General features: G+C 63.1%; 16 protein-coding genes. 13 read left to right on the top strand and 3 right to left on the bottom strand.

Going from position 1 to position 16,110, the window contains the following annotated elements; genetic code table 11:
- Positions 1-96: 96 nt before the first annotated feature.
- Both JSS27_12735 and smpB read right to left on the bottom strand, forming a co-directional pair.
- Positions 97-765 (bottom strand): ABC transporter ATP-binding protein, encoded by a 669-nt coding sequence (locus JSS27_12735; protein ID MBS0209808.1) that lies wholly within the window; start codon positions 763-765, stop codon positions 97-99.
- A gap of 61 nt (positions 766-826) precedes the next feature.
- On the bottom strand, positions 827-1,600 hold the full coding sequence (smpB, locus tag JSS27_12730) for an SsrA-binding protein SmpB (GenBank protein MBS0209807.1): 774 nt from the start codon (positions 1,598-1,600) through the stop codon (positions 827-829).
- On the opposite strand from smpB, the gene JSS27_12725 reads away from it, so the two are divergent.
- The 3 genes from JSS27_12725 (at position 1,599) to JSS27_12715 (ending at position 3,684) form a co-directional block, all read left to right on the top strand.
- Positions 1,599-2,351, top strand: a complete 753-nt coding sequence (locus JSS27_12725; GenBank protein MBS0209806.1) for a hypothetical protein — start codon at positions 1,599-1,601, stop codon at positions 2,349-2,351. The two genes, smpB and JSS27_12725, sit on opposite strands and share 2 nt — an antisense overlap.
- A gap of 7 nt (positions 2,352-2,358) precedes the next feature.
- Positions 2,359-3,324, top strand: coding sequence for a lipoyl synthase (gene lipA / locus JSS27_12720; protein MBS0209805.1), 966 nt, complete (start codon positions 2,359-2,361; stop codon positions 3,322-3,324).
- A 108-nt stretch (positions 3,325-3,432) separates the two neighbouring features.
- Positions 3,433-3,684: a hypothetical protein gene (locus tag JSS27_12715; protein MBS0209804.1), complete on the top strand. Its 252-nt coding sequence runs from the start codon at positions 3,433-3,435 to the stop codon at positions 3,682-3,684.
- Between the two features lie 260 nt (positions 3,685-3,944).
- On the opposite strand, the gene JSS27_12710 is transcribed toward JSS27_12715, so the two are convergent.
- The gene (locus tag JSS27_12710) at positions 3,945-4,664 is read right to left on the bottom strand and encodes a lipoate--protein ligase family protein (protein MBS0209803.1); all 720 of its coding nucleotides are present in this window, start codon (positions 4,662-4,664) and stop codon (positions 3,945-3,947) included.
- Positions 4,665-4,978: 314 nt separating this feature from the next.
- Here JSS27_12710 and JSS27_12705 point away from each other — a divergent pair, with 314 nt between their 5' ends.
- From JSS27_12705 to JSS27_12660, 10 genes are all read left to right on the top strand, one after another.
- The gene (locus tag JSS27_12705) at positions 4,979-6,295 is read left to right on the top strand and encodes an adenylosuccinate synthase (protein ID MBS0209802.1); all 1,317 of its coding nucleotides are present in this window, start codon (positions 4,979-4,981) and stop codon (positions 6,293-6,295) included.
- A gap of 75 nt (positions 6,296-6,370) precedes the next feature.
- Positions 6,371-7,129, top strand: coding sequence for an isoprenyl transferase (locus tag JSS27_12700; protein MBS0209801.1), 759 nt, complete (start codon positions 6,371-6,373; stop codon positions 7,127-7,129).
- A 137-nt stretch (positions 7,130-7,266) separates the two neighbouring features.
- Entirely contained in the window at positions 7,267-7,665 is a 399-nt protein-coding gene (locus JSS27_12695; GenBank protein MBS0209800.1) for a GxxExxY protein, read from the top strand.
- A gap of 137 nt (positions 7,666-7,802) precedes the next feature.
- Entirely contained in the window at positions 7,803-8,744 is a 942-nt protein-coding gene (locus JSS27_12690) for a CDP-archaeol synthase (GenBank protein MBS0209799.1), read from the top strand.
- Positions 8,745-9,010: 266 nt separating this feature from the next.
- Positions 9,011-9,955: a PhoH family protein gene (locus JSS27_12685; GenBank protein MBS0209798.1), complete on the top strand. Its 945-nt coding sequence runs from the start codon at positions 9,011-9,013 to the stop codon at positions 9,953-9,955.
- 21 nt (positions 9,956-9,976) lie between these two features.
- Positions 9,977-12,283, top strand: coding sequence for an HDIG domain-containing protein (locus tag JSS27_12680; protein ID MBS0209797.1), 2,307 nt, complete (start codon positions 9,977-9,979; stop codon positions 12,281-12,283).
- 195 nt (positions 12,284-12,478) lie between these two features.
- Positions 12,479-12,856, top strand: coding sequence for an rRNA maturation RNase YbeY (gene ybeY, locus JSS27_12675; protein ID MBS0209796.1), 378 nt, complete (start codon positions 12,479-12,481; stop codon positions 12,854-12,856).
- A gap of 99 nt (positions 12,857-12,955) precedes the next feature.
- Positions 12,956-13,747 (top strand): DNA repair protein RecO, encoded by a 792-nt coding sequence (recO, locus tag JSS27_12670; protein ID MBS0209795.1) that lies wholly within the window; start codon positions 12,956-12,958, stop codon positions 13,745-13,747.
- A 178-nt stretch (positions 13,748-13,925) separates the two neighbouring features.
- Positions 13,926-15,218, top strand: coding sequence for a tetratricopeptide repeat protein (locus JSS27_12665; GenBank protein ID MBS0209794.1), 1,293 nt, complete (start codon positions 13,926-13,928; stop codon positions 15,216-15,218).
- A 264-nt stretch (positions 15,219-15,482) separates the two neighbouring features.
- Positions 15,483-16,034: a hypothetical protein gene (locus tag JSS27_12660; GenBank protein MBS0209793.1), complete on the top strand. Its 552-nt coding sequence runs from the start codon at positions 15,483-15,485 to the stop codon at positions 16,032-16,034.
- The last annotated feature ends 76 nt before the right edge of the window (positions 16,035-16,110 follow it).

Raw genomic sequence — 16,110 nt, 5'->3', positions numbered from 1 at the left:
CGTCGTGGTCGAATCCTCTTCGGTGTTTCTTGGCGTCCTTTGCGTCTTTGCGGTTCAAATTGCATTCGCCTTATCGCCGTGGCGCCGCGCTTCCATTCAGACGGCAACGGCCCGGTTAAATTGATCCAAGTGTTCGACGCGCTCAAACTGCGCGGCCAACTGCGTCGAGTGCGTGACCAAGAGCAGCGCCACTTGCTCCTCGCGGCAGGTATCACGGACGAGGTCGATAATCTGCTGTTGATGCCGAGCATCGACGCTGGCCGTGGGCTCGTCGGCCAGCAACAGCTTGGGCCGATTGGCCAACGCCCGGGCCACGGCCACGCGCTGCTGTTCGCCGACCGAGAGCATGGCCGGCCGATGATCGGTTCGCCGCCCCAGGCCCACGCGCTCGAGCAAATGCCGCGCGCGGGCACGGTCAGCATGCTGCCCGCCAAAGCTCATTCCCAAGAGCACATTCTCCAGCGCCGTGAAACCCGGCAACAGATTGAACGTCTGATAGACGTACCCCAGCTTGGTCGCGCGGTAGGTGTCGCGACGATGTTCCGAGAGCTTGACGATGTTCACCCCGTCGAGCCAAATCTCCCCCGCGTCCGGAACCGCCAAGCCGGCAATGCAATGCAGCAGGGTCGTCTTGCCCGAGCCGCTTTGCCCCATCAGCAACACTTGCTCGGCCGGCGCGATCTCGAACCGTTCGATGTCCAGGATCGGCAGGGTTCCCCCCTCGGGATTGGCGAACCCTTTGCGAACATTCAACAGTTTGAGCATCTCAGGTCTCGCCAAGGGCCTCGGGCCGATTCGCCGAATACTCGATTTGAGGTCGTCCGCGTTATTTCTTACGCATGGCGCGATCGATGTCGCGCTGGGTGTCTTGCTTCTTCATCTTCTCGCGCTTGTCGTGCAGTTGTCGACCACGGCACAAACCCAACAGCAATTTGGCCCGCCCCTTCTTGAAGTACAGCTTCAGCGGCACCAGCGTCATCCCTTGCTGGGTCGACTTCTGGGCGAACTTGGCGAACTCGTGCTTGTGCAACAACAGCTTCCGCTGCCGCCGCGGCTCGTGATTGAACTGGTTGGCTTCCTTGTACTCGGGTATGTCGCAACCGACGAGCCAGACCTCGCCGAGCTTGACCTGGGCGTAGGCTTCTTCGATGGTCACCTTGCCGTTGCGCAGGCTTTTTACTTCGCTGCCCACCAGGACGATGCCACATTCGAGCGTGTCGATCACTTCGTACTCGTGCCGCGCGCGGCGGTTCTGCGCGATCAGGCGCTCGTTGTCGTGCGCCGGGTCTTCAGGCTTAGAATTTGACTTGGCCAACGCTCGACCATTCCCCTGGCAGAAGGCTTGAACCGGCAACCGTTTAGCGCCGCGAAAACACGCCCCGCGGTAGGCCCGCGCTTCGCCCTTCCCGCAGTTTTTCCGGCGTGATAAAGTACACGTGACTGATCGATTGGCGCGCGCCGATCCTTTGTACTCGGCTCGCTGATAATGCTCAAGCGTGCCCCAGGGACGCCCGGGCCAGGCGAGCCAAACTAAGTGAACTTGTGACAGCACGCGCGGCGGCGAACTTTTCACCCCACTTCCCCTAGCAAACTCCCGCATGGCGACGCCCGACACCACCACCGCCGATCGCTCGGCCGCCATGATGGTCCACCTGCTGGGAACGCTCGACTTTGCTTCGAGCCTGGCGCTGCAACAACGACTGGTCTATGAGACCGCCGGCCGCTCGGACGGCCTGATCACGTTGCTGATCTGCGAGCATCCGCGCGGCATTTCCGTCGGCCGTCAGGGCTCGCGCACCGACATTCACTTCGACGCCGACGAACTGCAAAGCCTGCAACTCGACGTTCGCTGGGTCAACCGGGGAGGCGGAGCGCTGCTGCACGCGCCCGGGCAACTGGCAATCTATCCGATCGTACCACTGGCCTGGCATCGCTGGACCGTGGGCGATTACCTGACTCGACTGGAGGCGGGCCTGGCCGGCGCGCTGCGCGCCGCGGGCTTTGTCACCGAACGACGCGCCGACCAACGCGGGCTGTGGGGACGCAGCGGGCAACTGGCCGCCGTTGGCGCGGCAGTCCGCTCGGGCGTCACCTATCACGGGGCGTTCGTGAACGTCGATCCCAACATGCAGCTTGTGCGCCGCGTCGGCGCTGATCGCGCGACAGGACTGGCGATGAGCAGCCTGGCCACCGAACGTCCGCGCGGCGTGCGGCCGAGCCTGGTGCGACAACACATCATCACGTCGCTGGCCGCAGCGTTCGAGACGCCGCGGCATCATCTGTTGACCGGACATCCGCTGCTGGTGCGCACGCGCGTGGCCCAACCTGGAGTGACCGCCCGTGCTGGATAGTCTGCCCATTCTCAATCAAGGTGGCGCCAATCAAGGGAGCGGCGGTTGCTGCTCGTCGGGCGCTGGCCACGAAAGCGGCGGCTGCCACGAGCATGAAGCAGCCACGACCACGGCGTCGCCCCAGCGCTTGCCGCGCTGGCTGAAGCGCAATGTCCCACTGGGAAACGCCAACTTCTACACCGATCGGCTGCTCGACGAGTTGAACCTGGAAACAGTCTGCGTCGAGGCCAAGTGCCCGAACCGGATGGAGTGTTGGTCCCAGAAGACCGCCACGTTCATGATCCTGGGAAATGTCTGCACGCGGCCGTGTGGCTTTTGCTCAGTGAACAAAGGCAAGACGCAACCCTTGGCACTCGATGAACCCCAGCGGCTGGCCGAAGCGAGTTTCCGCCTGGGACTGAAGCACGTGGTAATCACTTCGGTGACGCGCGACGATCTGCCCGACGGCGGGGCCGAACACTTTTACCAGTGCGTGCTGGCCGTGCGCGCCAAGACCGGCGCGACGGTCGAGGTGCTGACGCCTGACTTCTTGGACAAGCCGGGCGCTATCGAGCGCGTCGTCGCCGCGGCGCCGGAAGTGTTCAATCACAATACCGAAACCGTCCCCAGGCTCTATCGCACCGTGCGGGGGCGCAAGAGCGATTACCGCTGGACGCTCGAACTGCTCGCGCGGGTCAAACGCTTGAACTCGGCCGTCCGCACCAAGAGCGGGCTGATGCTGGGCCTGGGCGAGACGCGGGGCGAGCTGCTCGACACGCTGGCCGACTTGCTGGCCAACGGGGTCGAGATGCTGACGCTGGGGCAATACCTGCAGCCGACGCCCGAGCATTTGCCGGTCGAGCGTTATATCCCCCCCGAGGAGTTCGACGAGTTGGGCGCGCAAGCTCGCGCGATGGGCTTCGCCCAGGTGGCCAGCGGGCCGTTCGTCCGTTCGAGTTATCACGCCCGCGAAATGGCCGAATCGCTGGGGTAGTGCGGCTTCGTTGAAGTGTGACGCCGTGCGCCCAAGCCGATGGCTCTGCCACCGACAACGGCGGCCGAGCCGCCGGCTTGGTTGCTCTACCGATAAATGAAGGGCGCGATGGCTGACCGCGTAAATATCGAAGTGCCGCGGCTGGGCCTCGACGCCGTTTCGCTCAGCCTTTGGTACATCGAAGTCGGCGAGCTAATCACCGAAGGGGACCGCGTCGTCGAGCTATTGGCCGACGGCGTGACCATCGACGTCGTCGCTCCGGCCAGCGGCATCCTGGTCGACATCTTGGTCGACGAAGAAGACCCGGTGACAACGGGCCAGATCCTGGGCGTAATCGAATGCCCGCCGCAAGACGGCTAGCGGTTTCCTTCTCAGGCTTGCCTTCATCATCGCGCGCGACAAACACCCCTCCCTTTCAGGGAGGGGGAGGGGCAAGACGTCGCGGGCCAAACGACTTTGCGCACAGAGCGGTTCGCTCGTTGGCGCAACGTCGATTGGCCTGCCACGCGTTTACCCTCACCCGCTTTGCTGCGCTCGCGACCTCTCCCTTAAAGGGAGAGGTGTGCCGGCGTCGCCGGCAATAAGTGCTTAACTGTCGGTTGCCCGCTCAATACGGCTGGTCAGTGCCGCGCATTCCACGCCGGGTCCGAATATTTCTCGGCCACTAGTTGCCGCATGCGGGCCAGGGGTAACTCGGTGCGCGGTTCGTCGGCTTGCCAGGCGCGGATCAGCGTCTGGCGCAGCACGTCACGCCCCAGTGGCAAGTTCGTGACAAACTCGGCGTGCGAACGGCGCAGTCGATATTCGGGCTCGCGCTGCGGCTTGCCCAACAACTCGGCAATCAACTCCAGCGGGAAGTCGTACAACAGCGTCCCGTGATACAGCACGTTGTCGCGACGACAGCGGAGACTGTTCCCCGAGAATTTCTGTTCGCGCCAGGCCAGATCGCACGTCCCGCGAAAAGCGATCTCGGACAAGTGCGGCGCCAAAGCCGCGTGCGTCGCTTCCATCACCGTCCGGTGACAGGCGTCGATACTGCGCAACTCGGGCCGCCGCCGGCAACTGAGCACCACGCCGTACATCAAACAGCCCGGGCCGGCCACCACCGCGCCGCCGCCACTCGAACGGCGCAGCACCGGCACGCCCCGCGCGTCACAGGCGGCGCTGTTCACCTCGACGGCCACTTGCGTCGAGCGGCCGACGACAACCAGCGGCCGGTTCGACTCCCACAGCCGCAACACCTCGTGCGGCTCGTCGCTGGCCTCGGCCTCGTCGAGCAGCGCTTCGTCGAGCGCCAGGTTCTCCTCGGGCGTGGCACAAGTGTGATCGACCAGTTGCATCGAATGACGCGGGCGTGTGAAGGGCTACGGAACCGGCGACCAGCGGCGGAGCGCCAGCGGACAAAACGCGAGAAAAACCCCAGGTTTCAGGCAATTTTAGGCTCGGCAGGCCGCGGGCGACAGCCCCGCCGCACCTTGTTCGCCAAGCACCGGTGTCCTAAACTAATCGGTTTGTGCCAGGCGACTTCCGAGGGACTCTCCGGGCTGGCGCTACGCGCCGAGCGCCGCCTCCTGCGCGGTAGCATGCGCCGCGGTCCCGTTGCCGACGGTTTTATTGCGCAACAACCACTGCGCCGTGACGAAAGGGTTTGCTCGTGCCAGGAACGTGTGTGATCGGGCTGCAATGGGGTGACGAAGCCAAAGGGAAAATCGTCGACTTGCTCACCGAGCGCCACGACGTCGTCGTCCGCTACCAGGGGGGCGCGAACGCCGGCCATACGATCGTCGCCAATGGCCAGACCTATAAGCTGTCGCTGATCCCCAGCGGCGTGTTGCGCCCGAACGTGCAATGTGTCGTCACCGGCGGCGTCGTGATCAACCCCAACAGCCTGCTCGGCGAAATCGACGGGCTGGCCGGACGCGGCGTCGACTGCACGCGCTCGCTGCTGTTGAGCGACCGTGCTCACGTGATCTTCCCCTGGCACTTGGAAGAAGATCGGGTGCAAGAGACCCGGGCCGCGGGCGCGGGGGCCATCGGCACCACGCAGCGTGGCATTGGCCCTTGCTACCGCGACAAGGTTGGCCGCAGCTCGGCGATTCGCCTGGGTGACTTGTATCGGCCGGACTTCGCCGATCGGGTCAAGCGGATCGCCGCCGACAAAACCCTGTGGCTGACGACTCTGGCGGGCGGCTCCGACAAGTTCGCCGCGCTCGACCCGGCCGCCATCACCGAACAATACCGGGGCTACGCCGAGCGACTCAAGCCGATGGTGACCGACACGACCAGTTGGCTGCACGACGCCTTGGAAGGCGGCAAGCGCGTGCTGTTCGAAGGGGCGCAAGGAGCGCTGCTGGACGTCGATCATGGCACTTATCCGTATGTGACGAGCAGCAACAGCTCGGGCGTCGGCATCTCGTCGGGCTCGGGCGTGCCGGGACGTTACTTGCAGCGCGTGATCGGCGTGATCAAAGCCTATAACACGCGCGTCGGCGGCGGGCCGTTTCCGACCGAGCAAGACAACGCCATCGGCCAGCGTCTGCGCGATCGCGGGAATGAATACGGCACGGTCACGCGCCGTCCGCGGCGGTGCGGCTGGTTCGACGCCGTGGCAGCCCGTTACACGGCGCGGTTGAGCGGGGCCGATTGCCTGGCGGTGATGCTGCTCGACGTGCTCAGCGCCTCGCCCGAGGTGAAAATCTGCACGGCCTATGATCTGGACGGTCGGCGGATAACCACCTTCCCCAGTCACGTCGATGACGTGAAACGCGTCGTGCCGGTGTACGAAACATTGCCCGGCTGGGAGGAAGAAATCACGCACGTCACGAACTATGCTGACTTGCCGGCGAACGCTCGGGCCTACCTGGATCGGATTGCCGAAGTCGTCGGCCGCCCGGTCGAGATCGCCTCGGTCGGCCCCGACCGCGCGCAAACGATCTTCAAAACAAGCGCCGCGAAGTTGCTCGCGGTTTAGCTGTGTCGGCTTGTCCGTCTGCCTTCATTAAGCATTTCGCATTAAGCATTAAGCATTCGGATTTTCCACGTGGCCATTCCGACCGCTGCCGCCAAAGAAGCTGCCCAGGCCGCGCTCGGCGTGCTGCCCGAGCGTCGACCGCGGCACATTGCCGTAATCATGGACGGCAACGGCCGCTGGGCGCAAAGCCGCGGGCTGCCGCGGATCGAGGGGCATCGTCACGGCGTGGCCAGCGTGCGGCGCACGACCGAGGAGTGCGCCCGGCTCGACATCGAGCAACTCACGCTCTATTGCCTGTCGAGCGAGAACTGGAAGCGGCCGCAAGCGGAACTCGACTTCCTGATGCACCTGCTCGAGCAGTACATGATCGAAGAGCGGCAGACGCTCTGCGACGAGAACATCCGCCTGCGAGTGATCGGCCGCCGCGAGGGGATTCCGGCCGACGTACAACGGTCGATGGACAAGACGATCGAGATCACTGCGGGGCACACGGGGCTGACGCTGTGCCTGGCCATCAACTATGGCGCACGCGGCGAGCTGGTCGACATGGCGCGGCAACTGGCCGAGCAGGCCCAGGCCGGCACGCTCGACCCGGCCGCGATCGATGAAGACCTGGTGGCGAACCATCTCTACACCGCCGGCATGGCGGACCCTGACTTGTTGATTCGCACGGCGGGGCAACTGCGGATCAGCAACTTTCTGCTCTGGCAGATCAGCTACGCCGAGCTGTGGGTCACCGAGCGCTGCTGGCCCGAGTTCGACGAAGCGTCGCTGCACGAAGCGATTCGCAGTTTCGCCGACCGCGACCGCCGCTACGGCGGGCTTAACCAGTGACTGGCAAAAGATTGAATCGCAGAGGTCGCAACACAAATTAGGACAGGTTTTACCGCCGAGGCGCAGAGAACAGGCCGGAGAGATTTGAACCGCAAAGACGCAAAGGTCGCAAAGAAGACAAGAGGGAGGATGGGGCAGTGACGGCGAGCCCAGAATCTGATCGTGCGAATCAGGTGAGCAGCGTCATCGTTGATGCGGCATTGAAGGTGCATCGCGCGTTGGGGCCTGGGCTGTTGGAATCGGCTTATGAGGCGTGTTTGGCCTATGAGTTGCGCAGTCGCGGTTGCCGGGTCGACACCCAGCTACCGCAGCCAGTCGTGTACGGTGACATCAAATTAGATGTCGGTTATCGCATCGATCTACTCGTTGATGACTGTGTGATTGTCGAATTGAAGGCGGTCGATCGATTGCTTCCGATTCACGAAGCCCAATTGCTTTCGTACCTCAAGATGAGCGGCCGGCGACTCGGTTTGTTGATTAACTTCAATACCGGCTTGCTTAAAGATGGCATCAAGCGAATTGCGAACGATCTCTGAGCCTTCTTGGTATTCTTCTTTGCGACCTTTGCGTCTTTGCGGTTCAAAACTCCTAAGTGAGTCCTCTGTGGTGCAAATTCTTTGATTGCCTAGGGTGAAGAATGCTGAGATGGCGGTTGTTGTTTGGGACGTTGCTTGTGGCGGCCGTGGTCGGGCTGTCTTGCCTGGACACCTATGCCATCATTTCCGGCATCTGGCTTTTGCCACTGGCGGTTGTCGTTGCCATTCTGGGCAGCGGTGAGCTGATCTGGATGATGCGGCAGCGCGGCCTGCAGCCGCATGCTTGGGTGATTTATCCAGCAAATGTGGCACTCGTGCTGGCGACCTGTATTCACCCGATCATTTCCCTACTCTGGGACCGTGATTCGCCCGCAGGCATGTCCGACCTAGAGGTTTACGTCGAGACAATACTGAACCAGCTCCGTTGGTCAGGCATGGCGCTTGTAATTGTGGCGCTGGCGATGCTTGCCACTCTGTTACTAGAAATGCGCCGCTACACTGGCCCGGGCGGGATCGTCGAGCGATTGGGCGTCACACTGCTGCCCATCCTTTATGTCGGCGTGCTGCTTGTATTCGTGATCGAGGTGCGGTTGTATCGCGGCGGTGGGCGCATTGGCATGGTGGCGCTGGCCTCGTTGATCGCCACGGTGAAGATGTGCGACATTGGCGCCTATACGTTTGGCCGGCTGTTCGGCAAGCACAAGATGGCCCCTGTCCTCAGCCCTAGGAAGACCTGGGAAGGTTTTGTCGGTGGGTTGCTGTTTGGCTGTCTGGGAGCGTGGCTGAGCAGCTATCTCCTCGACTGGCCGAAGGATCCTTATACGTACGCGGGAACATTCGTGCCGAATCCGTGGGGCTGGATCGTGTACGGGCTCCTCATCAGCGCCACGGGCGTACTAGGAGACTTGGCCGAGTCGTTGCTGAAACGAGACCTAGGTTGCAAGGACAGCAGCAACTGGATGCCCGGCTTCGGCGGCGTGCTCGATATTCTGGACTCGATCCTCTTCGCTGCCCCGGTGGCCTATCTGTGCTGGACTCTATGGCTTCTTGGCGAGTGCGTCTCTAACCAATCGCCTTGATTGCCAGGCCCTACCAGAACGCTTGCTTCAACCCGCGGAAACCATTCAATCGCTACCAATCCGGCTGCTGTGACTCATCGTGCGGAAAACCGCAAGCGACTATCCAGCAATACCTTGCGGCGATTCACTCCGCGGCGCGTATCCCTTTTGCAACGCGCGGGTAAAATAGATCGGGGCCGTCGGCCGGTGTCGTTGCACCCGGAGAGCGGCCTCGTTTCGCATGCTGGTCCCTCGGTTCGCCGCGCGTCGCAGCCGGCGGTCGTTGAATGTCGGAAACCAACATCTCGGTCGTCGGTTCTCAGGCGCTGCTGTCCTTGTTCGGCACGCGCGACCAGCACCTGCGGCAAGTTCGCGACGCCTTCGGGGTCAAAATCTCGGCCCGCAATGACGAGGTCCACGTCGAAGGGACCGAATCCGCCGTGGCCCAGGCGACCCGCGTGCTCGAACAGCTCAAGTCACTGGCCGAACGTCGCGGACACGTCACCCCCGACGATGTCGCCCTGGCCATCGAAGCGGTCACGGGCAAGGGTGCGCCGGCCGACGCGCCGGTGATCGAAACCATGCACGCCGGCCGCAAGGTGCAACCGCGCACCCTGGGCCAGGCCCGATACGTCCGCTCGATCATGGAGAACGACGTTGTCTTCTGCCATGGACCGGCGGGGACCGGCAAGACCTATCTGGCCGTGGCGATGGCCGTCCAGGCCTTACGTCAGGAGCGCGTGCGCAAGATCGTCCTGGTCCGTCCCGCGGTCGAAGCGGGCGAAAGCCTGGGCTACTTGCCCGGCGACCTGCAAGCCAAGATCAACCCTTACCTGCGGCCGCTGCTGGACGCGCTGCGCGAGATGATCGACTTCGATCAGATGAAGCGGCTCACCGAGCTGGACGTGATCGAAGTCGCGCCGCTAGCGTACATGCGCGGCCGGACGCTGAACGAAGCCTTCATCATCCTGGATGAAGCCCAGAACACCACCGTGGCCCAGATGAAGATGTTCCTGACGCGCATGGGGCGCGGCTCGAAGATCGTCGTCTCGGGCGATACGACCCAAATCGACTTGCCGCCGCACGTCAGCAGCGGCCTGATCGACGCCCATCGCCGGCTGCACGATATCGACGGCCTGGCGCACATCACCCTGACCGGCGCCGACATCGTGCGGCACCGGCTGGTTCAAGAAATCGTGCGGGCCTACGAGGACGGACCCCGGCGCCACTAAGCGCCGCTCGCGAAACCAATCATGTCGACAGGCCGAAAACGTGGATTGCGCTCGCTGCGGGGCGCCGTGCTCGAGTTGCCTCCGGGGCGGATCGAGCAGGCGCTCGACTCGCTGCGCCGTGGCGACGTGCTGGTGCGATTGGCCGTTTGCGCGATCGCCTTGCTATCGTTGTGGGCGCTGACGGTCCCCTGGAAACCACCGTTCAGCTTCCGCCCAGGCTACGTGCCCAACCGGGACATCGTTTCGCGCATCCAGTTCAAGCAGCCCGACCCGTTCGCGCTGCGCGAGCAGCAAAATCTGGCCCGTAACCGCGAGCCGGTCGTCTATCGCCAGGATCCCCAGGGGTTGCAACTGCTGCGAGCCAACTTGCAGCACGTGCTGTCCGAGGTGGTCAACGCCAACACGCTGGCCGACCTGAACCCCGAAACGCGCAAGCAGATACAAGCAGCCCTCGCCGCGCCGGCCAACGGCGCCGCGAAGAAGGAAGACAACCTGCCCGATACCGAACAGCAAGAAGAAGTGTTTCAGCAGTTCCGCGCCGCGCTTGGCGGAGCCGCGAACCTGGAAACCTTGGGCGAAGAGTTGGGGAAGGTCTTTTCCAAGTTCGAACAGCAAGGCCTGCTCGACAAGTTGCCCGAGGCGCACGGCGAAGGGAACCGTAAGGACATTTGGGTCTATCCGACCGGCCGACCCAAGGATAAGTTCCCCACGCCAGTGGCCGACGTGTTGATTGGGGACGGCGGGTCGCTGTTGCGTCGGCTGGGACACCATCTGCCGCCGGCTACGGTCGGGCCGATCTTCAACTGGCTCCATCCGCGCTTGACCAGCACGCTGGAATACGACGAAAAGCTGACCCTGCAGGTTCGCGACACCGCCGCGGCCGCAGTGGCCGAACAGTTCAAATATTTCGAACCGCACCAGTTGCTTGCCCTGGCCAATAAGCCATTGGACGCGGCCACGCTCGTCCTGTTGGAACTTGAACACAACCAGTACGTCAATTCGCTGACCTGGCGCGAGTGCGTCGAGCGGGCCGTGGCGGTGCTGGGCCTGTTGGTCACGATCTTCGTGCTGGGTGGCTACTACCTATATCATCACGAGCGCCGGCTGGTGACCGACCTGTTCCGGCTGTCGACGTTGTTGATCTCGGCCGTGGCGGCGGTGTTGCTGGTCCACTGGATGAGCGACTACGGCGCGGAACTGATTCCGCTATTACTGTTCGGCATGACGTTCGCCATCGCCTATCATCGCGATGTGGCCTTGATGCTCACGCTGTCGATGGCCATGGTCCTGGTCACTACCACGGGGCACGGGCTGGGCGAGTTCATGGTCCTGATCAGCGTCGTCTGCTCGGCCATCGTTCAATTGGGTCACATTCGCAGCCGGAGCAAGCTGCTCAAGGTCGGCGCGATCTCGGCGTTGGTGGCGGCGGCCTGTTCCCTAGGAGTCGGTTTGCTCGATGAACAGCCGCTGGGTTGGCCCTGGGAAATTGAAGGGAACAACGGCGCGTTGTGGGCTTATGCGACGCGGAATGCCGTTTGTACCTTGGCGGCCGGGTTTCTGCTGACCGGCTTGCTACCGATGATCGAAAAGATGTTCGGCGTGTTGACCGAGATCAGCTTGCTGGAATGGAGCGACGTCTCGCACCCGTTGTTGCAAGAGTTGGTCCGCCGCGCGCCGGGCACGTACAACCACTCGATCAACGTGGCCTCGATGGCCGAAGCGGCGGCCGAGGCGGTGGGGGGCTGCGGGCTGCTGGTTCGCGTGGGGGCGTACTTCCACGACATCGGCAAAATGCTCAAGCCCAACTATTTTGTCGAGAACCAGGCTGCGGGCGAGAATCGTCACGACACGCTGGTGCCGGCGATGAGCACCTTGATCATCATCGCCCACGTCAAGGACGGCGCCGACTTGGCGCGGCAGCACAACTTGCCCCAGCCGATCATCGACTTCATCGAGCAACATCACGGCACAACCTTGGTCGAATACTTCTTCAACCGCGCCAACAAACGGAGCGACGCCGAAGGGGACGAGACCGAGGTCGAGGAAAGCTCGTACCGATACCCTGGTCCCAAGCCCCAGACGATCGAAACCGCCGTGCTGATGATCGCCGACGCGGTCGAAAGCGCCAGCCGGGCGCTGGTCGAGCCGACGCCCGCGCGGATCGAAAGCCTGGTCGAGGAAATCAGCCACAAGAAGCTGATCGACGGGCAGTTCAGCCAGTGCCACATGACGCTCGAGCAATTGCGGACCATCGAGGACAGCCTGATCAAGTCGCTGTCGGCGATCTATCACGGCCGCGTCAAGTATCCGGCGCCAGCTTCGGCGTAGTTCGTCGCACCTGCGGTGCTCAAGAGTCAGGTGGCGGCCTCGCCTAGGGCGGCCTCGCGTGGTCTAATCGGCGTGTCATATCCATGCTTTCTCATCGAAGGCCGTCCGATCATTGCTACGCCGTATCAAATCTCGTTGGCGGTGGAATGCGCCCGGGTGGCTGTCGATGCCGGGCGTCTGCGCCGGGCGGTCGAGCTGATCTTGCGCCAGGCCGAAGTCGAGCGGGCCATCATCAGCCTGGCCGTGGTCGATGACCCGACGATTCACGAGCTGAACCGGCGCTTCCTGGCGCACGACTACGCCACCGACGTGCTCAGCTTTGCGCTCGACGACGAGGACGACGCGCTCGACGGCGAGGTGATCGTCAGCGCCGACACCGCGGCCACGACCGCCGAGCGGTTGAACGTGCGGCCCGAGGACGAGCTGCTGCTGTACGTGGTGCATGGGACGCTGCACCTAGTGGGCTATGACGACCTCGAACCCGAGTTGAAAACCATGATGCGGCGGCGCGAGCGGGAAGTGCTAGCGGCGTTCGACGTCGCGCCGGTCTACGAGGACGAAGACGGCGACTGATAGCACGCCCGACGCGCGTCAAGACGAACCACGCGCCACGACCGCCAGCCAGCGACCACCATTCCGCGTTAAACCAACCGCAGCCACGCCCCTCCGCCCATGAGCGCCGAAAAAGCCCTGGCCCTGGTGATTCGCGTCGTCGACTTCAGCGAGACGAGCGCCGTGGTCACGCTGTTCACGCGGGAATTCGGCAAGCTCAGCGGGCTGGCCAAGGGCTCGCGGCGCCCCAAGGGGCCATTCGAGTCTGCCCTTGACCTGTTGGGGCTGTGTCGGATAGTGTTCCTCGCGAAATCGTCCGACGCGCTCGACTTGATTACCGAAGCCAAGTTGGAGCGGCGATTTCGACCCGCCGGACACGACTTATCCCATTGGTACGCCGGTTACTACGTAGCCGAGCTGCTGAACGAATTAACGCTCGATCGCGATCCTCATCCCGACCTGTTCGACGCCGCGTGCCAGACGCTGGCGGCGCTGGGTCGCGAAGAGTGCGCGGCCGGCGTCACCGTCTTGCGTTTTGAATTGACCGCCTTGCGCCTGCTGGGGCATCTGCCGTCGCTCGACGCCTGTGTCGAGTGTGGCAAGCCGCTGGCGAGCGAGGGGCGGGCCAGCCTGGGCATCCTGGCCGGCGGCGTGCTGTGCGCGACCTGTCGACCGGGGCACAAGCTGGTGGTTTCGTTGAGTTCCGCGGCTTGGACGGCGCTCAAGGCGCTGGCCGAGCCGGCGCCGATGGCTGCCGCGTTTGATACGAATCTTGCGTCCGACGCAAACCTTGCACTCGACACCGATCGCCGCGTGCTGGGATCGTTGCGGGGCGTGATGAACCAATACTTTTCCCACCTGCTGGGGCACAAACTGCGCATGCATCCGTACCTGGGACACCACGCCGGCTAGCCGTGGCAACCCCAAGTTACCTACTGCCAGCCGGTACGAATCGCCCGTTGTTTTGCCTGACCCGACCTGACTCGCCCGCCCGCCTGAAATACCTGCTCGTCCGACTCGTCTGCTTGCTCATCCAAAACTCGCTGAAATCATCCCCCTTCAACAATCGGCCCTGACCGGTAGGTTTCGCTTGCGCCTGTCGTGCCAACCCGATCGCTTGACGTTCGCCGCTTCGCTGGCCGGTGTGCGCACGCGCTGCGCGCGCGTGATGTGGACGGCTGCCATGTTGTTAGCCTGCGGGGGCTGCTCGGGGCCGTTTTCGTCCTCGAAGCAGAAGGAAAGCATCGGCAGCCCGCTGACCGATCGCCCCATTCCCGGCCAGACCGGCCAGGTGCAACCCGCCAGCTATGTGCAAAACGCGCCGGGCATGAATGCCGCTTCCCCTGGCCAGTCGATCGAAGCGATTCCTGACCAGCGCCCCTGGCTGACCCAGGTGGGGGACAGTCTGAAGGGTGAATCAATCGCCAGGCAATATCGCAAGATGATCGGCCAGGGCCCCAACGAGAAGGCGGCCCGGCAAGAGTATCTGGACGGCGAGGCCATGTTCCGCGAGCGGCGCTATGACGAAGCGGCGGCCAAGTTCAAGGTAGCCGCCATTCGCTGGCCCAACTCGTTGTTGGAAGAAGACGCGATGTTCATGCGAGCTGAAGCTCTGTTCTTCGCCGACCGGTACAGCAAGGCCATCGACGCCTACTCCGAGTTGATGAAGAAATACGAAAATTCCCGCTACCTCGAAACGATCGTGGTCCGCGACTTCGCCATCGCCCGCTTCTGGGACCAGATGTCGAAGGATTACCCCTGGTACAAGATGAATCTGACCGACAAGCACTTGCCGCTGCTTGATGTGCGGGCCAACGCGTTGGCGGCGTATGAATGCGTGCGGCTGGCCGACCCGACCGGCCCCTTGGCCGACGACGCCACGTTCGCGGCCGGCATTTCGCAATTTGTCAACGGTCGCTACGACGAAGCGGCCCACAACTTCGAGACGCTGCGCAAGGAAAACCCCGGCAGCGAGCACGTCCCCAAGGCGCAACTGCTGGAGATTCGCAGCAAGCTCCGCACGTACCAAGGGGCCGAGTACGACGTCGGGCCGCTGCTCGACTCGGAAAAGCTGATCGATTCGACGCTGACCAACTTTGGCGATCAGATACCCGGCGAGCGCGACCGCCTGGAACGAGCGCGCCGCGCCATCCGCGAGCAGAAGGGCTATCGCGATTTCACCAACGGCGAGTATTACTTCCACCGCAAGTGCTACGGCTCGGCCAAACGCTATTACGCCGACGTGCTGAAGAACTTCCCCGACACCCAGGCCGCCCAGGCGGCGCAAGACCGAATTGCCGAATGCCAGGGCAAGCCCGACGATCCGCCCGACTATTGGAGTTGGCTGGGCAAGCTCTTCGGCGAACGCCCCAGGCCGCGGTAGGCGGACAGAGGAGAAGCATTTACCACGGAGACACAGAGGACACGGAGAAGGCCGTGGGGGAGTTGGGGAGTAGAGGGTGGGGGAGTCGCTGTCGCGAGCCACGCACCCTGAACTAGAAAAGCCTTTTACACCCCCACGCCCCAACATCCTCACTCCCCCACATCTTCCTTTGCGGTTCAAAATCTTTTGTCTCTTGTATTTTCCTACGTCGTGACCGTCGTGTCGTCGTGGTCGAATTCAGTTTTCCCCAGTCGCGGCAAATCCATGGCACGCACTACGATTAAGCGACGCGCTGCCCTGTCAGCCCTGCTGCTGGCCGCCTTGGCTCTGGTTGCCGCCCCGGGCTGCCGGACGTACATGGTCGGCACGCGGTCGCTCTATCCGCCTAACATCCGCACGGTACACGTGCCGATCTTTGAATCGAACAGCTTCCGCCGCGACCTGGGCGAGCAGTTGACCGAAGCCGTGGTCAAGGAAATCGAACTCAAGACCCCGTTCAAGGTCGTCGGCTCGACTGAAGCCGACAGCGTGCTGAGCGGCCGCATCGTCGGCGAATCGAAACAACTGCTGGTCAAGCCGCCCACCGACGAGCAGCGCTTGCTCCAGACGCAAATGATGGTCCAGGTTAGTTGGGTCGACCGCCGCGGCTCGCAATTGCAAGGCGACCGATCGGTGCCGGTGCCCCAAGCGATGATGACCGTGCAGCAGGTCAACAACCTGGTGCCCGAAATGGGTCAGACGATCACCACCCAGCAGCAACAGTCGATCCAGCGCCTGGCCGAACAGATCGTGTCCATGATGGAAGCCCCTTGGTAACCGGCGCATGGAGAAAAAGGCCAACCACGACGACACGACGAGAATGCCTTAGGGCACGCAGAAAAACGGGAGAGTG

It is taken from the genome of Planctomycetota bacterium, assembly GCA_018242585.1.
Lineage (GTDB): Bacteria > Planctomycetota > Planctomycetia > Pirellulales > PNKZ01 > JAFEBQ01.
This window is presented reverse-complemented; position numbering and strand designations above follow the sequence as displayed.